14 protein-coding genes and 6 tRNA genes are annotated in these 20,474 nt (G+C 56.2%); 11 read left to right on the plus strand and 9 right to left on the minus strand.

The annotated features are described in order from the left end of the window. Window positions 1–39 precede the first annotated feature (39 nt). The 10 genes from ACQUQU_RS04135 to ACQUQU_RS04180 all read left to right on the plus strand — a co-directional run bounded on the left by ACQUQU_RS04135 (window position 40) and on the right by ACQUQU_RS04180 (window position 12,765). The gene (locus tag ACQUQU_RS04135) at window positions 40–924 is read left to right on the plus strand and encodes an NAD(+) kinase (protein ID WP_430461991.1); all 885 of its coding nucleotides are present in this window, start codon (window positions 40–42) and stop codon (window positions 922–924) included. A 2-nt stretch (window positions 925–926) separates the two neighbouring features. Then, window positions 927–1,883 carry a metallophosphoesterase gene (locus ACQUQU_RS04140; RefSeq protein ID WP_430461992.1) on the plus strand — a complete coding sequence of 319 codons (957 nt, stop codon included), beginning with the start codon at window positions 927–929 and terminating at the stop codon, window positions 1,881–1,883. A 3-nt stretch (window positions 1,884–1,886) separates the two neighbouring features. Continuing rightward, a complete protein-coding gene (locus ACQUQU_RS04145) occupies window positions 1,887–2,729 on the plus strand; it encodes a rhomboid family intramembrane serine protease (protein ID WP_430461993.1) in 843 nt (280 codons plus the stop codon). Beyond that, window positions 2,719–2,988, plus strand: a complete 270-nt coding sequence (locus ACQUQU_RS04150; protein ID WP_430461994.1) for a YeaC family protein — start codon at window positions 2,719–2,721, stop codon at window positions 2,986–2,988. Before ACQUQU_RS04145 ends, ACQUQU_RS04150 begins: the two co-directional genes overlap by 11 nt. Before the next feature lie 8 nt (window positions 2,989–2,996). After that, window positions 2,997–3,839 carry a DUF2797 domain-containing protein gene (locus ACQUQU_RS04155; RefSeq protein WP_430461995.1) on the plus strand — a complete coding sequence of 281 codons (843 nt, stop codon included), beginning with the start codon at window positions 2,997–2,999 and terminating at the stop codon, window positions 3,837–3,839. Window positions 3,840–3,902: 63 nt separating this feature from the next. After that, on the plus strand, window positions 3,903–6,527 hold the full coding sequence (pepN, locus tag ACQUQU_RS04160; RefSeq protein ID WP_430461996.1) for an aminopeptidase N: 2,625 nt from the start codon (window positions 3,903–3,905) through the stop codon (window positions 6,525–6,527). A 71-nt stretch (window positions 6,528–6,598) separates the two neighbouring features. Next, window positions 6,599–7,966, plus strand: a complete 1,368-nt coding sequence (locus ACQUQU_RS04165) for a DUF1329 domain-containing protein (RefSeq protein WP_430461997.1) — start codon at window positions 6,599–6,601, stop codon at window positions 7,964–7,966. 169 nt (window positions 7,967–8,135) lie between these two features. Continuing rightward, a complete protein-coding gene (locus ACQUQU_RS04170; protein WP_430461998.1) occupies window positions 8,136–9,350 on the plus strand; it encodes a WD40/YVTN/BNR-like repeat-containing protein in 1,215 nt (404 codons plus the stop codon). 2 nt (window positions 9,351–9,352) lie between these two features. Further along, window positions 9,353–11,836 carry an efflux RND transporter permease subunit gene (locus ACQUQU_RS04175; protein WP_430461999.1) on the plus strand — a complete coding sequence of 828 codons (2,484 nt, stop codon included), beginning with the start codon at window positions 9,353–9,355 and terminating at the stop codon, window positions 11,834–11,836. Between the two features lie 116 nt (window positions 11,837–11,952). Then, window positions 11,953–12,765 carry a hypothetical protein gene (locus ACQUQU_RS04180; RefSeq protein ID WP_430462000.1) on the plus strand — a complete coding sequence of 271 codons (813 nt, stop codon included), beginning with the start codon at window positions 11,953–11,955 and terminating at the stop codon, window positions 12,763–12,765. 271 nt (window positions 12,766–13,036) lie between these two features. Here ACQUQU_RS04180 and ACQUQU_RS04185 read toward each other — a convergent pair whose 3' ends face one another. Continuing rightward, window positions 13,037–13,288, minus strand: a complete 252-nt coding sequence (locus tag ACQUQU_RS04185; RefSeq protein WP_430462001.1) for an Lrp/AsnC ligand binding domain-containing protein — start codon at window positions 13,286–13,288, stop codon at window positions 13,037–13,039. A gap of 528 nt (window positions 13,289–13,816) precedes the next feature. Here ACQUQU_RS04185 and ACQUQU_RS04190 point away from each other — a divergent pair. Further along, the gene (locus ACQUQU_RS04190; RefSeq protein ID WP_430462002.1) at window positions 13,817–14,869 is read left to right on the plus strand and encodes an AraC family transcriptional regulator; all 1,053 of its coding nucleotides are present in this window, start codon (window positions 13,817–13,819) and stop codon (window positions 14,867–14,869) included. A 373-nt stretch (window positions 14,870–15,242) separates the two neighbouring features. On the opposite strand, the gene ACQUQU_RS04195 is transcribed toward ACQUQU_RS04190, so the two are convergent. From ACQUQU_RS04195 to ACQUQU_RS04230, 8 genes are all read right to left on the minus strand, one after another. Continuing rightward, window positions 15,243–15,319 (minus strand) — tRNA-Asp (locus ACQUQU_RS04195). 24 nt (window positions 15,320–15,343) lie between these two features. Next, a tRNA-Val gene (locus ACQUQU_RS04200) sits at window positions 15,344–15,419 on the minus strand. Window positions 15,420–15,581: 162 nt separating this feature from the next. Beyond that, window positions 15,582–15,658, minus strand: a tRNA-Asp gene (locus tag ACQUQU_RS04205). 24 nt (window positions 15,659–15,682) lie between these two features. Beyond that, window positions 15,683–15,758: transfer RNA gene (locus tag ACQUQU_RS04210), tRNA-Val, on the minus strand. Between the two features lie 82 nt (window positions 15,759–15,840). Continuing rightward, window positions 15,841–15,917, minus strand: a tRNA-Asp gene (locus ACQUQU_RS04215). Between the two features lie 20 nt (window positions 15,918–15,937). Beyond that, window positions 15,938–16,013 (minus strand) — tRNA-Val (locus ACQUQU_RS04220). A 138-nt stretch (window positions 16,014–16,151) separates the two neighbouring features. Further along, window positions 16,152–19,292, minus strand: a complete 3,141-nt coding sequence (locus tag ACQUQU_RS04225) for an efflux RND transporter permease subunit (RefSeq protein ID WP_430462003.1) — start codon at window positions 19,290–19,292, stop codon at window positions 16,152–16,154. A gap of 2 nt (window positions 19,293–19,294) precedes the next feature. After that, the gene (locus ACQUQU_RS04230) at window positions 19,295–20,431 is read right to left on the minus strand and encodes an efflux RND transporter periplasmic adaptor subunit (RefSeq protein WP_430462004.1); all 1,137 of its coding nucleotides are present in this window, start codon (window positions 20,429–20,431) and stop codon (window positions 19,295–19,297) included. Window positions 20,432–20,474 lie beyond the last annotated feature (43 nt).

Here is a 20,474-nt window from a genome sequence, read left to right on the forward strand (position 1 = left end):
CCTTTCACGCACCGCTCTGAAAGGTTGGCAGTACGAGCAATGGAAGAGTTTCGCAACATCGGCATTATCGGCCGTCTGAACAGCACTAAGGTTATTGAAACCATCAAGCGCCTTAACCGTTATCTGATCGATGAGGGTTATCACGTGATTCTGGACGACCGTATTGCAGAGGTCATGCCGGGTCACGGGCTGCAGGTCAGCAATGTTAACCTGCTGGGTGAAATTTGCGACCTCGTGATTGTGGTCGGCGGTGACGGCAGTTTGCTGGGCGCGGCCCGTGCACTGGCCAAATTCAATACGCCTGTGCTGGGCATCAACCGTGGTCGTCTGGGCTTCCTGACTGACATCACCCCGGACGAGACCATGCTCGACGAAGTGCAGGCGGTGCTCAACGGCGAATACATGAGCGAAATGCGCTTCCTGCTCGATGCTGAGGTCAAGCGCGATGGTAACCCGATTGCCAACGCCGCAGCCCTGAATGACGTGGTTCTGCACCCGGGGAAATCGGCGCGCATGATCGCCTTCGATCTTTGGATTGAGGGCCAGTATGTCTACAACCAGCGTTCCGACGGTCTGATTGTGTCAACCCCGACCGGTTCAACGGCGTATTCCCTGTCCGGCGGTGGTCCTATCATGCACCCGAAACTGGATGCGCTGGTGCTGGTGCCAATGTTCCCGCACACCCTGTCGAGCCGCCCGATTGTGGTCGACGGCAAAGCCGAAATTAAAATTGTGATCGACGCCCATCAGGGCCTGTACCCGACCATCAGTTGTGATGGCCAGACGCACATTCCATGCGCCCCGGGCGACAGCATCACCATCCGTAAAAAAGCGCACAAACTGAAGCTCATTCATCCCAAAGGTCATAATTTCTACGAGATTTGCCGGACCAAACTGGGCTGGAGCAGTAACCTGGGGGATTAAACATGCACCAGGGTTACGATCTGATTGGTGACATTCACGGCTGTGGTAACACGCTGATCGAGCTGCTGGAGCAGATGGGCTACAGCAAACGCAACGGCGTGTATCAGCACGCCAAGCGCAAGGCTGTGTTTGTCGGCGATATTGTCGACCGCGGTCCGAATATCCGTCAGTCCTGCCACATCGTGCGTGACATGGTCGACGGTGGTCATGCCGACATGGTGATGGGAAACCACGAATACAATCTGGTGACCTATTTAACCGAAGCGCCACCGGGCTTGCGTCAGCCGTATCTGCGCCCGCACACACCGCGTAATAATTTCATCATCGAACAGACCATTAAGCAGTTTGAAGACCATCCGCACGAATTCAATGAATTCCTGAACTGGTTTCTCGAACAGCCGCTGTTCCGTGAGTATGAACACTTCCGCGTGATTCATGCCTGCTGGGATCAGGGAATGGTCGATGAATATCTGCGTCGCTACGGCACCAATAAAATTACCCGCGACATGCTGCCGGAGTCGGTGAACCCGGATTCCTTCCTGTACCGTTTCCTCGACCGTTCGTTGCGCGGTACTTCGCTGAAGTTACCGGATGGCCGTTCCATGACCGCCAAAGACGGCATGGTGCGTCAGTTTTTCCGCACTAAGTTCTGGGAAAAACAGCCGGAAAAATACGGCGACGTGGTGTTTCAGCCAGACCCTCTGCCGGATGACATTGAGCACGCACTGCTGAGTCCGGAAGAAAAAGACCAGCTGCTGTTTTACAGCCCAACGGAAAAACCGCTGTTTATCGGCCATTACTGGATGCAGGGTATTCCGTCGCCAATCCGTCCGAACATTGCCTGTCTGGATTACAGCGCGGTGAAATATGGCCGTCTGGTGGCATACCGCATGGATAACGAGCGCACCCTGCAGCCGGGTAAATTCACCTGGGTACGTGTGGAAAAACACGAACGCTGAGTTATGGCCGTTATTCTGGTTCTAGTCGCAAAAAATTCCGTCGATCTGTCGCCGCTGACCCGTCACCTGTGGGCTGAACGCATTGCTCACCGGGTGGTGGAGCAGGGCGACGAACAACTGCTGTATCTTGCCAACGAAAGCGATGCCCCCAAAGTCCGGGCCTGGTATGAGGCCTGGAAAGAAGGGCAGCTCAACGCGCCTGAGCCTCAGGCGCCAAAACCTGTCGTGCGCCATTTTCTGGCCGAGGCACTGCAAACCCCATTAAGCCTGCTCGGACTTTTGCTGTTTGTGCTGATGTTCGTCTGGATGTCGGTGTCCAACGACTGGTTGTCGTGGCTTAAAACCGGCGAAGCCCTCTGGCCCGCCCAGCGTTTCAGCGTGTCGGCCTATGCCGATATGGGAGTGTGGGATTTATGGCGCCCGACCCTGCTGCACTTTTCTGTGATGCACCTCGTTTTTAATAGTCTGTGGTGGTGGATTCTGGCGCGCCGGATCGAACGGCTCGACGGTGCTTTGCCGCTGCTGGCGCTGTTTTTCTTCTGTGGACTGATCGGCAATGCCGTGCAGTGGTGGTACGCAGGCCCGGCGTTTGGCGGTGTGTCCGGCGTTACCATGGGCATGCTGGGCTGGGTCGGATTTCGTCTGCGCCGAGTGCCGTACGAGGTACCCAAAGCCTTGCTGCCGGTAATGGTCGGCTGGCTGTTACTGACGATTGGTGCCGACACTCTGGTTCCCGGGCTGACCTCGTCGGCCCATGGCGCTCACATCGGTGGGCTGATCAGCGGATTTTTACTGGCGGCTGTATGGCCGGTTAAACACATTAAGCGAGGTTCTGATGACGCTTGACCAACTGATTAAGGCGCTGACGCCTGAGATTTATCAAAATCTGCGCACGGCCATTGAACTGGGCCGCTGGCCGGATGGCCGCAAGCTGGACGCTGAGCAGAAAGAACTCTGTATGCAGGCCGTTATTTATTACGAGCAGATGCACGATCTGCCGGCCAGTGAGCGTGTGGGTTACATGGAAGACGCCTGTAAGTCTGAAGGTAAACACGATCACGATGATCATGATGACGACGACGTTCAGACCCTGACGCTGCAGTAAGGCTTGTCATGACTCAGATTCTGGCGGCAGGCCAACTGGAAAAAATGCGCATTGTGCCGGCCGCCTCTGGGCCGGTGCAGTATCAGCTGGAACTCGGTCAGCAGCGCATTGATATGAACGCACTGCTCGGGCGCCGCATTGAGCTGATCTGGCAGGGCGATATTCATTGCTGCCATTGTGGCCGGCGAACCAAAACCAGTTTTTCTCAGGGCTACTGTTACCCTTGTTTTACTTCGCTGGCACAGTGCGACAGCTGCATGATGAGCCCTGAAAAATGCCATTTTGCGGCGGGCACCTGCCGTGAACCGGAATGGGCAGAGCAGGTCTGTTTCAGCGACCATATTGTGTATCTGGCCAATTCGTCGGGCATTAAAGTTGGTATTACCCGCCACACCCAGATGCCGACGCGCTGGCTCGATCAGGGGGCAGCTCAGGCGCTGCCGATTGCCCGGGTGAAAACCCGGCGTTTATCCGGCTTGCTGGAAGACCTGTTCCGCCAGCAGGTGGCGGATAAAACCAATTGGCGCACCCTGCTTAAAGGCCCGGCGCAGCCGCTGGATCTGACTGCGCAGCGCGACGAATTGTTTGCCCTGTATGCCGCAGAGCTTGCTGAACTGGAACGCAACGAAGGTCCGGGGGCGATTCAGCTGCTGACCCATGGTGAAGTGGTCGAGTTTGATTACCCGGTTGACCAATACCCGGCAAAAATCAGCACTTTCAATTTTGATAAAAATCCGACGATTTCCGGCACTCTTAAAGGCCTGAAAGGGCAGTACCTGATTCTCGATACGGGCGTGGTCAATCTGCGTAAATTCACGTCCTATCACATTTCATTTGCGGTTACCGGCTGATGCCGGTTCAATGGGGCTCAGACAGAGTCCCGGTTGCGGGACACAGCCAGACACGAGGTCACTATGCGCGACGCACAGCCTAAAGCGATTTTCCTGAAAGATTACCGTCAACCAGATTACTGGATTACCTCCACCGACCTGACTTTCGAGCTGAACGATGACAGCACACTGGTGACTTCGCGCTTAAGTCTTGTACGCAATGAACAGGCGCAAGCAACAGCGCCGCTGGTGCTGGCCGGTCAGGAACTGGAATTAATCAGCGTCGCCATTGACGGTGTGACACTGGCAGCCAGTGCTTATCAGACCGACGACGAGAGCCTGACTATTCACTCTGTGCCTGCGCAGTTTGAACTGAAAATTGTTACCCGTATTTATCCGGCGAAAAATACCGCGCTGGAAGGTCTGTACCGTTCCGGTGGTATGTACTGTACCCAGTGTGAGGCCGAAGGCTTCCGCCGCATTACTTATTACCTCGATCGCCCGGATGTGATGTCGGTGTTTACCACGCACATCATCGCTGACGCGGCGTCTTTCCCTGTGATGCTGTCCAACGGCAACCTGGTGGCAGAATCCGAAAGCAATGGTCTGCGCAAGGTCAGCTGGCATGATCCGCATAAAAAACCAGCGTATCTGTTTGCGCTGGTGGCCGGTAATCTGCTGCACAAAGAAGACGAATTTATGACCTGCAGCGGCCGCAAGGTGGCGCTGAAGATTTTTGTTGAGCCGCAGAATTTCGATAAAACCGATTACGCACTGGACGCGCTCAAGCGTTCCATGCGCTGGGACGAAGAGGTTTATGGCCGCGAATACGATCTGGATATTTTCATGATCGTGGCGGTGGACGACTTCAATATGGGCGCCATGGAAAACAAGGGCCTGAATATTTTTAACTCGTCCTGCGTACTGGCGAATCCGGCCACCGCGACCGACGCCGCGTATTTGCGCATCGAGTCGATTGTGGCGCACGAATATTTCCACAACTGGTCCGGTAACCGCGTGACCTGTCGCGATTGGTTTCAGTTGAGCCTGAAAGAAGGCTTTACGGTTTTCCGCGATTCGCATTTTTCGGCCGATATGAATTCGGCAACGGTTAAGCGCATTGAAGACGCTAACGTGATGCGTACCGTGCAGTTTGCCGAAGACGGCGGTCCGATGGCGCATCCGGTACAGCCGGATTCGTTTATCGAAATCTCGAATTTCTACACAGTGACCATTTACGAAAAAGGCTCGGAAGTGGTCGGCATGCTGTACAAAATTCTCGGTAAAGACGGTTTCCGCAAAGGCACGGATCTGTATTTCGCCCGTCACGACGGACAGGCCGTTACTATTTACGATTTTGTCGGTGCACTGGAAGAGGCCAACGGCGTTGATCTGACGTTGTTCAAGCGCTGGTACAAGCAGGCCGGTACGCCGGTGGTTAACGTGCAGAGCCAGTACGATGCGCAGTCACAGCAACTGACTCTGACTCTGCGTCAGCATTGCCCGGATACCCCGGGACAAAGCAATAAATTACCGATGTGGATTCCGGTGCAGCTGGGTCTGATCGGCGCCAATGGCAACGACCTGCCGGTGCAGGTTGAGCCAGCCAGCGCCTGGACTGCATCCAGCCAGGTGCTGCATTTCACCGACGCCGAACAAACCTTTGTGTTCAGCGGTCTGGCAGAAGAACCTAAAGTGTCTCTGTTCCGCGATTTCTCGGCGCCGGTGAAAGTCGAATTTGCCCAGAGCGATGACGATCTGCTGTTTTTGCTGCGTCATGACAGTGATGGTTTTAACCGCTGGGATGCGGGTCAGCGTCTGATGCTGAACTGGATTGCGGCGGCGAAAGAAGGCGAATTTACCTTGCCGGCGGCCGCGCGCGACGCTTTTGACGCCCTGCTGGCCGACGAAACTCTGGATGCATCCATGGTGACTTACTTGTTGAGTCTGCCATCTGAAGCCTATGTTGCAGAATTTTCGCCTGTGGTCGATCCGCTGGCCATTCACAACGCACGTAAAACCGTGCAGATGGCCATCGCCCGCGAATTGAAAGACGATTTTATCCGCTGCTATCAGCGTCTGAATCACAGCGACGCGTATCAGCCGGTACCGGCGCAGATGTCGGCGCGGGCACTGAAAAATCTGGCGCTGAGCTATTGGGTGAAGGCGGAAAGTGCCGGTCTGGAGCAGGCACTGGCGCAATACGATGCCGCCGACAACATGACCGATCAGATGGCCTCGCTGGTGGCTGTGGTCAACAGTGGTGATCGCGCGCGCGCGGAATCTCTGCTGGCACGTTTCTATGAGCGCTGGTCAAAAGACGCGCTGGTGGTGAATCAATGGCTGTCGGTGCAGGCCGGTTCTGCCGAGCTGGGCAGCGCGGCGTTTATCCGTTCGCTGCTGCAGCATGAAGCCTTTGACTGGCGTAACCCGAACAAAGTCCGTTCCGTCATTGGCGCCTTTGCCAATCAGTCGCTGGTGAATTTTCACGCCGCCGACGGTTCCGGTTATGAATTGCTGGCCGATGCGGTACTGCGTCTGAACGAGGCCAATCCGCAAATTGCAGCCCGCCTGCTGGGTCCGCTGACCAAGTGGAAGCGTCTGGTGCCGGCTCAGGCGAGTCTGATGAAAGCCCAGCTGGCGCGGATTATGGCGCACGGCAGTCTGTCGAAAGACGTCTATGAGGTGGTCAGCAAGAGTTTAGTTTGAGCTCCCCGGAAAGATTCTTTATTCTTGAGCCGGGGAAAATGCCGCGAATGCGGTGTAGTAGAGGTCGCATAATGAAAAAAAATAAGTGGATAGCGGCTGGAGCATTGGCGTTGGCGTGTGTTGTACCAACCGCGTTCTCGGCAGTGTCTGTCAAAGAGGCTGATCGTTTAAAAGGGGATCTTACCCCCATCGGAGCGGAGCGTGCCGGCAACGGCAGCGACATTCCGCCATGGCGCGGTGGCCTGACGCTGCCGCCGCTGGGCTATACCAAGGCGGGTCAGCATCACGTTGATCCGTTCCCGCAGGACAAACCTCTGTTTGTTATTACTGCTGCCAACATGAAGCAATACGCTGACTATCTCAGTGATGGTCAGAAAGCGCTGTTCAAAACGTATCCGGACACCTTCACCATGCCGGTGTATCAGACCCGCCGTACGGCCGCTGCGCCAGAGTGGGTCTATGAGAACACCTACAAGAACGCCATCCGTGCCGAGCTGAGCCCGAACGGGAACGGTCTGATGTACGCCTATGGTGGTCTGGCTTTTCCGATTGCCAAGACAGGTCTTGAGGCCATCTGGAACCACGAAACCCGCTGGCGCGGAACCTATCTGACCCGTCGTGCGTCTGAGATCGCGGTTCACACCGACGGCGACTATTCGCTGGTTACGGTGCAGCAGGAAGTGGAATTCAACTACTACCGTCAGGACAAGAGCATTGAGGATCTGAACAATATCCTCTTCTATTACCTGTCCTTTACCAAAGCGCCGGCTCGTCTGGCCGGTGGTGCGGTTCTGGTGCATGAAACCCTGAACCAGGTGGATGAGCCTCGTCAGGCCTGGGGTTATAACGCCGGTCAGCGTCGTGTGCGTCTGGCGCCCAACCTGGCCTACGATACGCCGATTGCTGCGGCCGACGGCCTGCGCTACGCCGACGATACCGACATGTTCAACGGTGCGCCTGACCGTTACAACTGGAAGTTGGTGGGCAAGCGCGAGCTGTATATTCCGTATAACAGCTACAAGCTGAGCTCCAACAGCGTGTCGTATAAAGATCTGATCAAGCCGGGGCACCTGAATCCGGAATACACCCGCTACGAAAAACACCGTGTGTGGGTGGTGGAAGCCACGCTGAAAGAAGGTATGCGTCACGTGTATCAGAAGCGGGTGTTCTATCTGGATGAAGATACCTGGGGCATCGCGGTCGCTGACCAGTACGATTCCACCGGCGATCTGTGGCGCGTGAACATGGCTTATATCAAGAGCTATTACGAAGTACCGGTGACCTGGACCACCATGGACGTATTCCACGACCTGAAGGCCAAGCGTTACCACGTGCAGGGTCTGGATAACGAGGAAGAAGGTACCACCGACTTCAGTGAAGAGCCTCCGGGCGAGCGTTACTTCACACCAGCGGAACTGCGGCGTCGCGGTAAGCGCTAAGCAGAAGGCACAGACGGATGAGAGAAATCTCATCCGTTTTGCTATCCGCAGGCGGATAGTCTTCTGTCCCGAATTGTCTTACATTCTGTTACAACTAGACGTTAGTCAATGTGAAAACGGTCGGCTAGACTACCGCGCTTCCGACATTACTATAAAAACGGAGCCCCTTATGTTTTCTGATTTGGTTCAGTGTCTGACCCATGCGTCGGGGAAGGCGCTGGCGACGGGACTAACCCGGGTACTGCTCTCCAGTATCGCTTTACTGTCACCTGCGGCATTTGCCGGCTGGCAGGATCCTCTTAATACCCCGGCTCTGCAGACCGAACGTGCGCATGAAACACTGCTGCTGGACGTTGTCCGTGCCGATCAGCGTCTGGTCGCTGTGGGTGGCCATGGTCATGTGGTGTATTCCGACGACGACGGCAGCACCTGGCGTCAGGGTAAAGTACCTGTGTCTGTCACCCTGGTTGCCGCTTACTTTCCATCCGGTGACTTCGGCTGGGCAGTGGGCCACGACGGTGTGATCCTGCGTACCACCGATGGCGGTAAAAACTGGGCCAAACAGTTTGACGGTTATCAGGCCAACGACGAGATCGTAGCCGCGGCTACCCGCACCAAAGAACGCGCTCAGGCTCAGCTTGATGCTGCGGAAACCGCAGGCGATGACGTTGCCATTGAAGATGCCGAAATGGCACTCGAGGCCGCCACTTACGCGCTGCAGGATGCGGAATACGATAAATCCACCGGCTCCACCAAACCCTTCATGGATGTCTGGTTCTACGACGCCAAACGCGGTTTTGCGGTCGGTGCCTACGGCATGTTCTTCGCCACCGAAAACGGTGGTGAAAGCTGGGAAGACGTTTCTTCCCGTCTGCCAAACCCGGATCGCCTGCACCTGAATGCCATTACGCCTGTGGGTGCTCACTCACTGGTGGTGGTCGGCGAAATGGGCATGATCCTGCGTTCCGACGATCTGGGCCAGACCTGGCACCAGCTGGAATCTCCGTACGACGGTTCACTGTTCGGTCTGCTGGCACAGGGCTCTCACCAGCTGCTGTTCGGTCTGCGTGGCCACGTGTACAACTCCACCGACGGCGGTATTTCCTGGAATGAACTGAGCACTGGCAGCGAGCAGACTCTGTTGTCCGGTGTGATCGGTCACAAGCACACCCTGCTGGTGGGTAACGGTGGTTCTGTGGTGGTGTTCGACAGCGCACTGAACAACCCGGTGTCCACCATTCTGGAAGGCCGTAAGGCTTATGCTGCGGTCGCCGAAGCGTCCGATGGCAACTACGTAATTGTTGGCGAGGCCGGGGTTAAACGCCTGAATGCTGCCGGCGAAATGATTGATCAGTCCATCAGTATGGCAGCAGGAGATTTCTGAACATGGCTGAGCAGAAGCACCATTTTTCCACCGAACCGGAACACTACCTTCTGACCACTGAGGCAGAACCGGCGCTGGAGAAGCTCCTTTTCCGCAACCGCGGTATCGTACTGATTATTCTGTCGCTGCTGACCCTGCTGTTCGGCTATGGCCTGACCAAGGTCCGTCTGGATTCCAGCATTGAGAAGTACATTCCGCTGAACCACGAATACATCCGCAACTACCTCATTCATAAAGACGATATGAAGAGTGGTGTGGCCAACGTGAAGATCGCGGTGGAAGCCGTGAACGGCGACATCTTCAGCAAAGAGTACATGGATACTCTGAGCAAAATTAACGACGACGTATTCTTCGTAAAAGGCGTTGACCGTTCCGGTCTGCAGTCGCTGTGGACGCCGAACACGCGCTGGACCGAAGTAACGGAAGAAGGTTTCCAGGGCGGTCCTGTGATTCCGGCCACCTACGATGGTGGTGACGAAAGTCTGGAGCAGGTACGTCAGAACGTGCTGAAATCCGGTCAGGTGGGTCGTCTGGTGTCGAACGATTTCCGTTCCTCCATCATTGACGTGCCGCTGGTCGAATACGATCCGGAAACCGGCGCCAAGCTGAATTACCAGAAATTCTCCGCCGAACTGGAACAGAAGATCCGTGCCAAGTACGGCAACGGTGATTACCGCATCTACGTGACCGGTATTCCGAAGAAACTTGGCGACCTGATGGATGGCGCGGCCAAGATCGGTATCTTCTTCCTGATGGCCATGGGCGCCACCATGGTGCTGCTGTACCTGTACTCCCGTTGTCCGAAAGGCACCATTGTGCCGATCATTGCCTCGCTGATTGCGGTGGTATGGCAGCTGGGTGCGCTGGCGCTGATGGGTTACACCGTGGATCTGTACTCGGTACTGGTTCCGTTCCTGGTGTTTGCCATCGGTATTTCCCACGCCGTGCAGATCATTAACGGTATTGCCATCGAAGCCGGTAAAGGCGCCGACCATCTGCTGGCTGCCCGCCGTGCGTTCCGTGGTCTGTACGTACCGGGCATGCTGGCGCTGCTGTCGGATGCCATGGGCTTCCTGACGCTGTTGTTCATCGACATCGGCGTAATTCAGGAGCTGGCCATCGCCGCTTCTGTGGGCGTGGCCATGATCATCATCACCAACCTGGTGCTGCTGCCGATCGTGATGTCCTACATCGGTATCAGTAAGTCGGGTGTGCGCCACGCGCAGAAAGCCGAAGCCTCTGAGCCAAAACTGTGGAAGGCGCTGTCTTTCTTTGCCAACAAGAAAGTCGCTCCGGTACCGATCGTGATTGCCATTGTAATGGCGGTATTCGGTTACCAGATGAGTCAGGGCCTGAAAATCGGTGATCTGGATAAAGGGGCGCCGGAACTGCGCGCGGATTCGCGTTACAACCTCGACAACGATTTTATGGTGTCCAACTACTCGACCAGTTCTGACGTACTGGTGGTGATGGTGGAAACCGCAAAAGAACAGTGCAACAGCTACAAAGTGATGGACGCCATGGACCGCTTCATGTGGTACATGGAAAACGTACCGGGTGTGCAGTCGACGGCGTCACTGGTGACCGTCTCCAAGCTGGTGACCAAAGCCATGAACGAGGGCAACCTGAACTGGTCTGCTCTGTCCCGTAACCAGACCATTCTGAACACCTCCATTCAGCGTGCGCCAAGCTCACTGCTGAACCCGGATTGTTCGATGGCGCCTGTGATCATTTATCTGAACGATCACAAAGCCGAAACGCTGGAAACGGCTGTGGCTGCGGTTGAGAAATTCAAAGCCGAATACGACGACTCCGTGGACGAAAAATTCTTCCACATGAGCTTCGCCGAACTGGATCAGGCCATCAAGAACGGCGACATCGCGTCTGTTCCTGTGCGCTTCCAGCTGGCATCCGGTAACGCCGGTATTGAAGCGGCCACCAACCAGGTGATCGCCGATGCTCAGGACACCATGCTGATCTTCGTTTACGTGGTGGTGTTTGTCCTGTGCTTCATGACCTTCCGTTCCTTTACGGCGGTGGCCTGTATCCTGATTCCACTGGCGCTGACGTCTGTGCTGAGCCAGGCACTGATGACCTATCTGGGTATTGGTGTGAAAGTGGCGACCCTGCCGGTAATCGCACTGGGTGTGGGGATTGGTGTGGACTACGGTATCTACATCTACAGCCGTCTGGAAGTCATGATCATTGCCGGTAAGACCCTGCAGGAAGGCTTCCTGGAAACCCTGAAGTCCACCGGTAAAGCGGTAAGCTTCACTGGCGTGACGCTGGCGCTGGGCGTTGCCACCTGGATCTGGTCGCCGATCAAGTTCCAGGCCGACATGGGCATTCTGCTGACCTTCATGTTCCTGTGGAACATGCTGGGTGCGCTGATTCTGCTGCCGGCACTGGCGCGCTTCCTGCTGCGTCCGGACCGCATCATCGCCCGTCACAAGAAACGTCACGGCGAAGTGCCTCCGGCGGGTTAATTCCGCGGCACAACGGAAAAACGGTGGCTCAGGCCACCGTTTTTTTTGCCTGTTCAATGGTAAGGTATGCCCATCTGACCGCCTGCGCGGTTTCCTGTGTTGTTTAAGGAGAAGTTATGAAGAGTCCACTAGGACTGAATGCCGAACTGCCGGTGTGGGATCTGATCCGCGAGGCGCTGATGCTGCTGTGGGGCAAGCGTGCCGATGTGCTGCGCATGTTTCTGCCGCTGATGCTGGTGCTGGCCACGATCGACTGGATCAGCTCGTTCTGGCTGGCAGAAGATGCCCAGGCCGGACGTCTGCTGTTTGTGCTGGTGTCGTCGCTGCTGAGCGTGCTGTTTGCCACCAGTTGTCACCGATTTACCCTGCTGCCGCCCGAGCAGTGGGATGGCAATGCGCTGCACGGTTTTGGACGGGATGAATGGCGTTACATGCTGCGCGGTATACAGATCGCCGTGATCGCCATCGTTATTTGTTTCAGCTGCATGCTGGGGCTGATGCTGATTATGGGCAAAGATCAGGCGTGGCTGGCGGCGGCGCTGGCGGTGCTGCCAACACTGTATTTCTGGTCGCGTCTGTCTGTAACTCTGCCGGAGCTGGCGCTGGGCAAGCAGTCGGATCTGAAGCGCGCCTGGGCCATCAGCTCGGGTAATGGCAGTCGTCTGGTGTTGGTGGTGTTCATCGTGCCGGTGCTGCTGGCATCGCCGTTTCTGGTGATGTTCTTCAGTGATCATGCGGTGCTTGGCTATATCGCCGCGTTCGGCACCTACCTCACAACGCTGATTTCACTGGTGATGCTGTCCCTTGCTTACCGATTCTTGCTGGACTTCTACGCTGATGCAGACAATTTACCTATTGCTGACACTCGCGAAGACAGTGACAAATCCGCTCAGGAAAGTGCGTCGAAAGATGGTGGATTTGACGCCTGATTCCGGGTTCTGCTGGTTCGTTTGTCTAAAGCCTGCTGTTTCAGCAGGCTTTTTTTATTGAATTGCCCCAATCTTTAGAACGGATTCGGAAGGAAATTTGTAACCATCTGTGGATGGTCGACAATGTCATATCAACCGCATATCAGCCTCTTTATTTTTTATTAAAAACAAGCGTGCAGATATGCCCCGGAAAAACCCTTTCCGGATTCATTCAATACCTGAATTTAATATAAAGATATAAGCCCGATATGCGGCTCAGGCGGGCAGGGAATTAGGGCTGGGCGTTATCGAGAAATTTTGAATTGATATCTTTCACAATTTTCATGGTGACGTAGGTGCTGGTCTGCAGAACGTGGGGCAGGGACGAGATCTGTTCACTCAGCACTTCGCGGTAGGCGGCCATGTCCGTGGTGCGACCTTTAAGCAGGTAATCGAAACCCCCGAATTTAAATTCAGTCGTTGCATCGGCTGAAGCTACCATTAGCAGTGAGCTTGCCAGCAGTGCGGTCAGGACTTTACGCATATGCGTCTCCATTTTGTTAGGTTTTTTTGGCCGACAATAAAGGCGTAAAAATACGGCTTTATTTCGTAAGCCAGCTGAACATATACCTGTTTCGGGCGTGCAGAAGTCCGCGGGGTAAAATCAATTTCACCCGGGAATATAGGCACAACAGGAAGCCGACGGTTTATTAGGCTGAATATCTTTTCAGCTGTTTCCATCTGACAGCGAAAATACTAACGGCAAAGTTCTGGGATAAATGGCTAAAAAGGGTCTAAAGCTGGTTGTTTGAACTTTAGTTGGGCTTTTTTATGGGGTTTTGATTTTTCTGTGACAGGCCGGTAACAATTCGGGACAAGGCAATATCACCTGTCCACTTTGCGCGTCCTTTTTTGCGTATTCCCGATATTATCCGGCGCCGGCCAGTCGCTGAGTTTGTGTTTGTGACGGGCGCACGATTCCAACGGATATGCGCACTGCGGATTAAGACCCTTTACCCTCCGCTGACAGCGCGGTAATAATGGCGGCCTTTCTGCGGATGACAGGCGCGATATGAGGTTAGGGGATATTTCGGTGGCGTATGTGGAGCTGATGGTGCGGGCAGTGACCGCCGCAGGCTTCGACCCGGAAGACATTCTGGCCCAGTATCAGCTGGACGAGGTTCGTCTGGCGTCGCCGGATGCGCGTATCAGCATTCCGCGCTTTATGCGCATGGGGCACAGCTTTATTCAGGCGGCCAGAATGCCCTGGCTGGGTCTGGCGATGGGCGAGTGTGGTTCGGCGCCGAACATGGGGCTGGCCGGCTTGCTGGCACAGAGCGCGCCTGATGTACGCACAGCCTGCCGCGCGCTTACCGAATACGAACTGTTATCCAGCTTTAACGCCCGTGGCCGGTCGGTGTTCTTTACCGAGAAGGGGCAGGGCGTTGCCTGTTTCTATTCCATCAGTCCGTACAACGACTACAACCTGTTTGTGGTCGATTCCGTGCTCAGCGGCTGGTGGCGGTTTCTGCATACCCTGACGGGGCGTAATGATCTGCTGGTGCGGGTTGAGGTGGAGTTTCCCGCGCCGGCTTACCGCGAGCGTTATGAAAGCACCTTTCCCTGTGAGGTCCGTTTTGGTGCATCACGCAACGCTGTGGTGCTTCATGACTGGGCATTGAATCTGCCCGTTATCAGCCGCTGCGCGTCGACCTTTAATGGTCTGAAACAGCTGGCCGATCGCGAACTGGAGCGGGTGCGTCTGGGACTGAGCTTCCGTGAAATGACGGAGCGGGCGATCGGGCCTTTGCTGAATGGTCAGACACCTACGCTGGAACAGGTGGCGCAACGTCTGAATATGGCGCCCTGGACGGTTCGTCGCCGGTTAACGGATGAAGGTTGCAACTTTCAGCAGGTGCTGAACGATACCCGCCGGGATCTGGCGGTCAGTTATGTGCGGGATACGTCATTGACGCTGGGGGAGATCGCCTATCTGCTGGGCTTTGGCTCAGCGACGGCGTTTCAGAGGGCATTTAAGCGTTGGACGGGCGAAGCGCCCGGCCGGTTCCGCGAACGCGCGGGCAGAGGTTACATCTCTACCGCGTCGTCCACATCGTCTTCATAGTCGTCGAAACCAACGTCCAGAAGATCTTCAATGTAGTCAGACATCGTTGTCTCCTTATCTTTTTCTTGTTTCTCGTTCTTCCTGAACAAGCACGTCGTGTGCCACATCCTGAGTATAACCGTGGCTTTTCTTCTGACAAGCAAATCGTCTGAAACGTTCAATCCTGATGCTTATCAGATATAAGCAGTGTGGCAGCGTTGGGTTACAGCCAGATGAAACAGAAAGGAATATTCGATGACAGACAGAAATTAAGGCTTGAAGGAAGATAAGAGGTGTTACTGAGGAAATGCAGATGGTGGACTTAACGGGCAGGCGTCCGGATGAATCACCTTGAATCTGTTCTGTCCAACCCTGTTTTACATCTGGGTGAAGATGGCGGACCGGACGGGACTCGAACCCGCGACCCCCGGCGTGACAGGCCGGTATTCTAACCAACTGAACTACCGGTCCGCATTGTGCTTGATAAAGATGGTTTGGTGGGTGATGACGGGATCGAACCGCCGACCCTCTGCTTGTAAGGCAGATGCTCTCCCAGCTGAGCTAATCACCCAAACCGTCTTGTTTTACATCTAAGCAGGATGGCTGTTTACATCGTTAGCTGATGACTCGTTTTTTTACATCTTGAGAGAAGATGCCGGATTGGACTGGGCGGCATTCCGAGGACTCGCCGTGAGCCAATTCTTTCCTGCTCTGTTTTACATCTGAGTGAAGATGGCGGACCGGACGGGACTCGAACCCGCGACCCCCGGCGTGACAGGCCGGTATTCTAACCAACTGAACTACCGGTCCGCATTGTGCTTAATAAAGATGGTTTGGTGGGTGATGACGGGATCGAACCGCCGACCCTCTGCTTGTAAGGCAGATGCTCTCCCAGCTGAGCTAATCACCCAAACCGTCTTGTTTTACATCTAAGCAGGATGGCTGTTTACATCGTTAGCTGATGACTCGTTTTTTTACATCTTGAGAGAAGATGGCGGACCGGACGGGACTCGAACCCGCGACCCCCGGCGTGACAGGCCGGTATTCTAACCAACTGAACTACCGGTCCGCATGGGTCTGTTGAAGATTTGGTGGGTGATGACGGGATCGAACCGCCGACCCTCTGCTTGTAAGGCAGATGCTCTCCCAGCTGAGCTAATCACCCCTGTCTTTCAACGTGGTCGGCATTCTACTGATGCCGCGTTGGATGTCAAACCCTATTTTGCAATTTTCTTATTTTTTTTCAGTGACTTGCAGAAATTCGTGGCTTGCGGCGGGATTCATCCGGCGCAAGCCACGAGCGTCAGGTTGCGCTCTCGGCAACGATCGGCAGTGCTGCTCCCGGATGACGGTGACGGCGTGAACCGAGCACCAGCATGCAGGGGGTCAGAATCAGCGTCAGCACGGTGGCGAAGGTCAGTCCGCCGGCGATGGCCGTGGACAGCTGGGTCCACCACTGGGACGACGGCGCGCCCACGGTAAAGTGCTGATTGAGCAGGTCGATGTTCCATTGCATCACCATCGGCAGCAGTCCGACGACGGTGGTGATGGCGGTCAGCAGCACAGGACGCAGACGCTGGGCGCCGGTGCGCAGGGCGGCATCGACCGGGTCGAGGCCTTCTTTCAGCAGCTGGTTATAGGTATCGATCAGAACGATGTTGTTGTTCACCACGATGCCGGCCAGGGCAATCACGCCGACGCCGCTCATCACGATGCCAAAGGGTTCGCCCTTGATCAGCAGGCCGAACAGCACGCCAACCACCGACAGCACAATAGCACTCATGATCAGACTGGCCTGATAAAAGCTGTTGAACTGGGTCACCAGAATGGTGGCCATCAGGAACAGCGCGATACCAAAGGCTTTGCCCAGAAACGCACCGGTTTCGCCCATCTGCTCAAAATCGCCGCGGAAGCGCGGTTCCACACCGGCTTCGCGCCAGTTAAGGCTTTTGAGTTTCTCGCTGTATTCCTCAATTTTGGCCGCCGAGTTAACGCCTTCCTGCACGTTGGCGGTCACGCGGTAGCGGAACTTGCCGTCGATGCGTACCACATCGCCCGACTTGGGCACCGCAATGCGCTGCATAAAGTTGGAGGCTGGTACCAGACCGTAGGGCGTAGACAGATTGAAGCCGTCGAACTGGTCGATGTTGCGCGCCATGTTCGGATAACGCAGCAGAATTTCCACTTCATCGTCGCTGAAGTCGGGCTGGAAGGTGCCGACTTTCTGGCCGCCGGTGATCATGCGGATCATGGCGCCTGTGCTGGCGATGTCGGTGCCGAAACGGGTGGCTTCCTCGCGGTTGATCTTCAGTTGCCATTCAATGCCTTCCAGCGGGCGGTCGTCGCGGACGTCTTTCAGGTCCGGATCGGCCTTGAACATGGCTTTGACCTCTTCCACCAACGGAATCATGGCTTCGCGGCTGTTAGCCGTGAGTTGCAGCTGAATCGGCGCGCCGGCGGCAGGGCCGTTTTTCTTCTTCTGGGTTTCCACGATCAGGCCCGGCAGGTCGGCGGTGCGCTGTTCGATGTCGGCCAGAATCTTGTTGGCGGTGCGTCTGTGTTCCCAGTTCACCAGCTCAATCTGGATGCGGCCAATGGTGTCGGCGGCGGAATCGTTTGGCGCTTTGACGAAGGTGGCGGTGTAAATGGACTGGATTTCGCGCATATCGAAGATGCGTTTCTCGACTTGCTGCACCAGCACTTCGCGCTCCGCCAGCGACAGGTTGCCGCGTGCCCGGATATCCACCAGACCGATGTCAGCATCGACGTCGGGGAAGAATTCCACGCCGTGGCCCAGTGCCCCGTAGACAACGAAGGAACCGAACAGCGCACTGATGGCCATGCCCAGCACCAGTAACGGACGCTTCAGCGCCGCATTCAGTACCCGCACATAACTGCCGGTGAAGCCTTTCAGTTCATGGAAACGGCCACTTTCAGCCGCCTGAATCGCTTCCAGCGCCGCCGGGTTATGGTGACCGTCGCGGCCCATCACAGCACCAATGGTCGGCACCACGATCAGCGCCATGATCAGCGACGCCGACAGGGTATAAAGCAGGGTCAGCGGCAGGAATTTCATGAACTCGCCGGTGGTGCCGGGCCAGAACATCAGCGGCAGGAACACCGCCAGCGTCGTGGCGGTGGAGGCAATAATCGGCCAGGCCATGCGCCGTGCGGCTTCGGCATAAGCGTGACGGCGTTTGGCGCCTTCAGCCAGACGGCGGTCGGCGTATTCGGTGACCACAATGGCGCCGTCAACCAGCATGCCGACTGACAGAATCAGCGAGAACAGCACCACCATGTTCATTGTGTAACCCATCAGGCTGAGCACGATCAGCGCCATCAGGAAGGCGCCCGGAATGGCCATGCCCACCAGAAAGGAACTGCCCAGACCCAGACTGCCCAGCACAAGAATCATCACCAGCAGGGTAGCGACGATGACGTTGTTGAACAGGTCGTTGAGCATTTCTTTGATGTGGGTGGATTCATCCTGACTGATGCCGACGTCAATGCCGGCCGGCCAGTATGGTTTTACCTGCGCGATCACGCCTTTGACCTGATCCAGCGTCTCAATGATGTTGGAGCCGATGCGCTTTTTGATCTCCAGGGTGACGGCCTGTTTGCCATTCACGCGGGCGCTGTTTTTGCGGTCTTTGTAGGCAAGACGGCCGACGGCGATGTCCTGAAACAGCACCACCTGATCGCCATTGGCTTTCACCGGCAATTGCAGAATGTCAGGGATGCTTTCGATCAGACCGGGCACTTTCACGCCGAAACGGCCGGCACCGGTGTCGAGGTCTTCACTGGCGACCAGCTGGTTGTTGTTGCCCACCAGACGGGCCAGATCGCTGAATGACAGGCCATAGTTGTCCATGCGTGATGGGTCGACAATGATCTCGGCGATTTCGTCGCGCTTACCCTGAATCGCGGCTTCGAGCACGCCGGGCAGAGCTTCAAGACGATCCTGCAGATCTTCGGCCACGGCGTAGAGCGCCGATTCGTCGACTTCACCGGACAAGGTCACCACCATCACCGGGAACAGGGCGACGTTGATCTCTTTTACTTTCGGCTCTTTGCTGTCGGACGGCAGCTCACCTTTGGCGTCGTCCACCTTCTGGCGTACATCGAGCAGCGCCTGTTCGATATCGACATCGGTGTAGAACTCCAGCGTGATCGACAGGTGACCTGAGGTGGCGGTCGACACCATTTCTTTCAGGCCGTCGAGGCTGCGCAGTTCTTTTTCCAGTGGCTTATAAATGAGCGCGTCGGCGTCTTCGGGGGAGATACCGTCGTGCACCACAGACACATAGACAAAGGGTACGGTGATGTCCGGGCTGCTTTCTTTCGGAATGGTCATCAGCGTGACCATGCCAACCAGCATGATCAGGCAGAACAGCATAAGGACCGTACGCGACCGGTCCAGTGATGCCTGGATGAGTGAGTTCATACTTACTCTCCGGTCTGCGCGGTAACAGGTGTGTCTTCGGCGCCGGCGTCGCTCTGGGCTTTCAGCTCCTGACTGACGTACACAGGTTCGACTTCCTGACCGTATTCCACAAAACCACCGCCCACGGTGATGATGCTGGCTTCTTCACCCAGGCCATACACCCAGATGCCGGTGTTGTCGGCTTTCAGCAGATTCACGGCGCGGAACACCACGCGGTTGCGCTCATCGATGCCTTTCAGGCCGAGCTTGCCTTCGTCATCCAGAATCAGCAGTGCCGGTGATACGTAATAGGCGTAGGTCGCCGGCTGCGGAATGTGCAGGGTGGCGGTCAGGCCGGCGGTCATGGCACCGGCGGCGTTGCGCACTTCCAGTTCCACCGGGAAGGTGCGGGTCTGGCTGTCGGCCTCGGCGGCAATAAAGCGGATGCGGCCGTCGATGCGGTCACCGTTAACCAGCTCCGCCCAGGCGGCATCGCCAATATTGATGTCGGCGGCGTCACGCTCGGCGGCGTGGCCTTTCACCAGATACGGTGAGAAATCGAGGACGGTGGCCAGCGGGGTGCCGTCTTTGACGAAATCGCCGACTTCCACCGCGCGCTGATCAACGATGCCGTCAAACGGTGCGGTGATGCGGGTGCCTTTCAGCTGAATGCGGGCGTTGGTCAGTTCCGCTTCGGCGTTGGCCAGAGCGGTTTCAGCCTGAGCCACCTGAGCTTCGTTGGCCAGACCGCGGGCGGCCAGTTCGCGCGCGCTTTTGGCTTCCAGCTGGCGCTGTTTCAGCGCGGCTTCGCCTTGTTTAACGCGGGCCGGCCAGTCGCGCGGGTCGAGCTGAAGAATCAGGTCGCCGGCTTTGACCGGAGCGCCTTTGTCTTTCAGCACCGCGGTTACCGTGGCGCGAACTTCGGATTTGAGTTCCACCCGGCGGCTGGCGGCGGTATGCGCAGACACTGTGATGTCGCGGTTAACCTGTTCGCCTTTCATGCGTTCCACCTGAACCCGGGTCAGACCGGTATCCAGTGTCAGCGGGCGGGTGTTGATGTCGGCGTCGTCTTTTTTCAGCGCGCCGGCGGCCATCCAGATAATCAGGACGAGTGTAAGAATCAGGGCGGCGATATGCCCCTTATTGAGCTGGAGTGTCATGCTGTGTACCGCATCCGTGTTGTAGTTATAACTGCACAAAATA

Origin of the sequence: Thalassolituus sp. LLYu03, from assembly GCF_050507655.1 — a bacterium.
In the GTDB taxonomy this organism is placed as follows: domain Bacteria; phylum Pseudomonadota; class Gammaproteobacteria; order Pseudomonadales; family Oceanobacteraceae; genus Venatoribacter.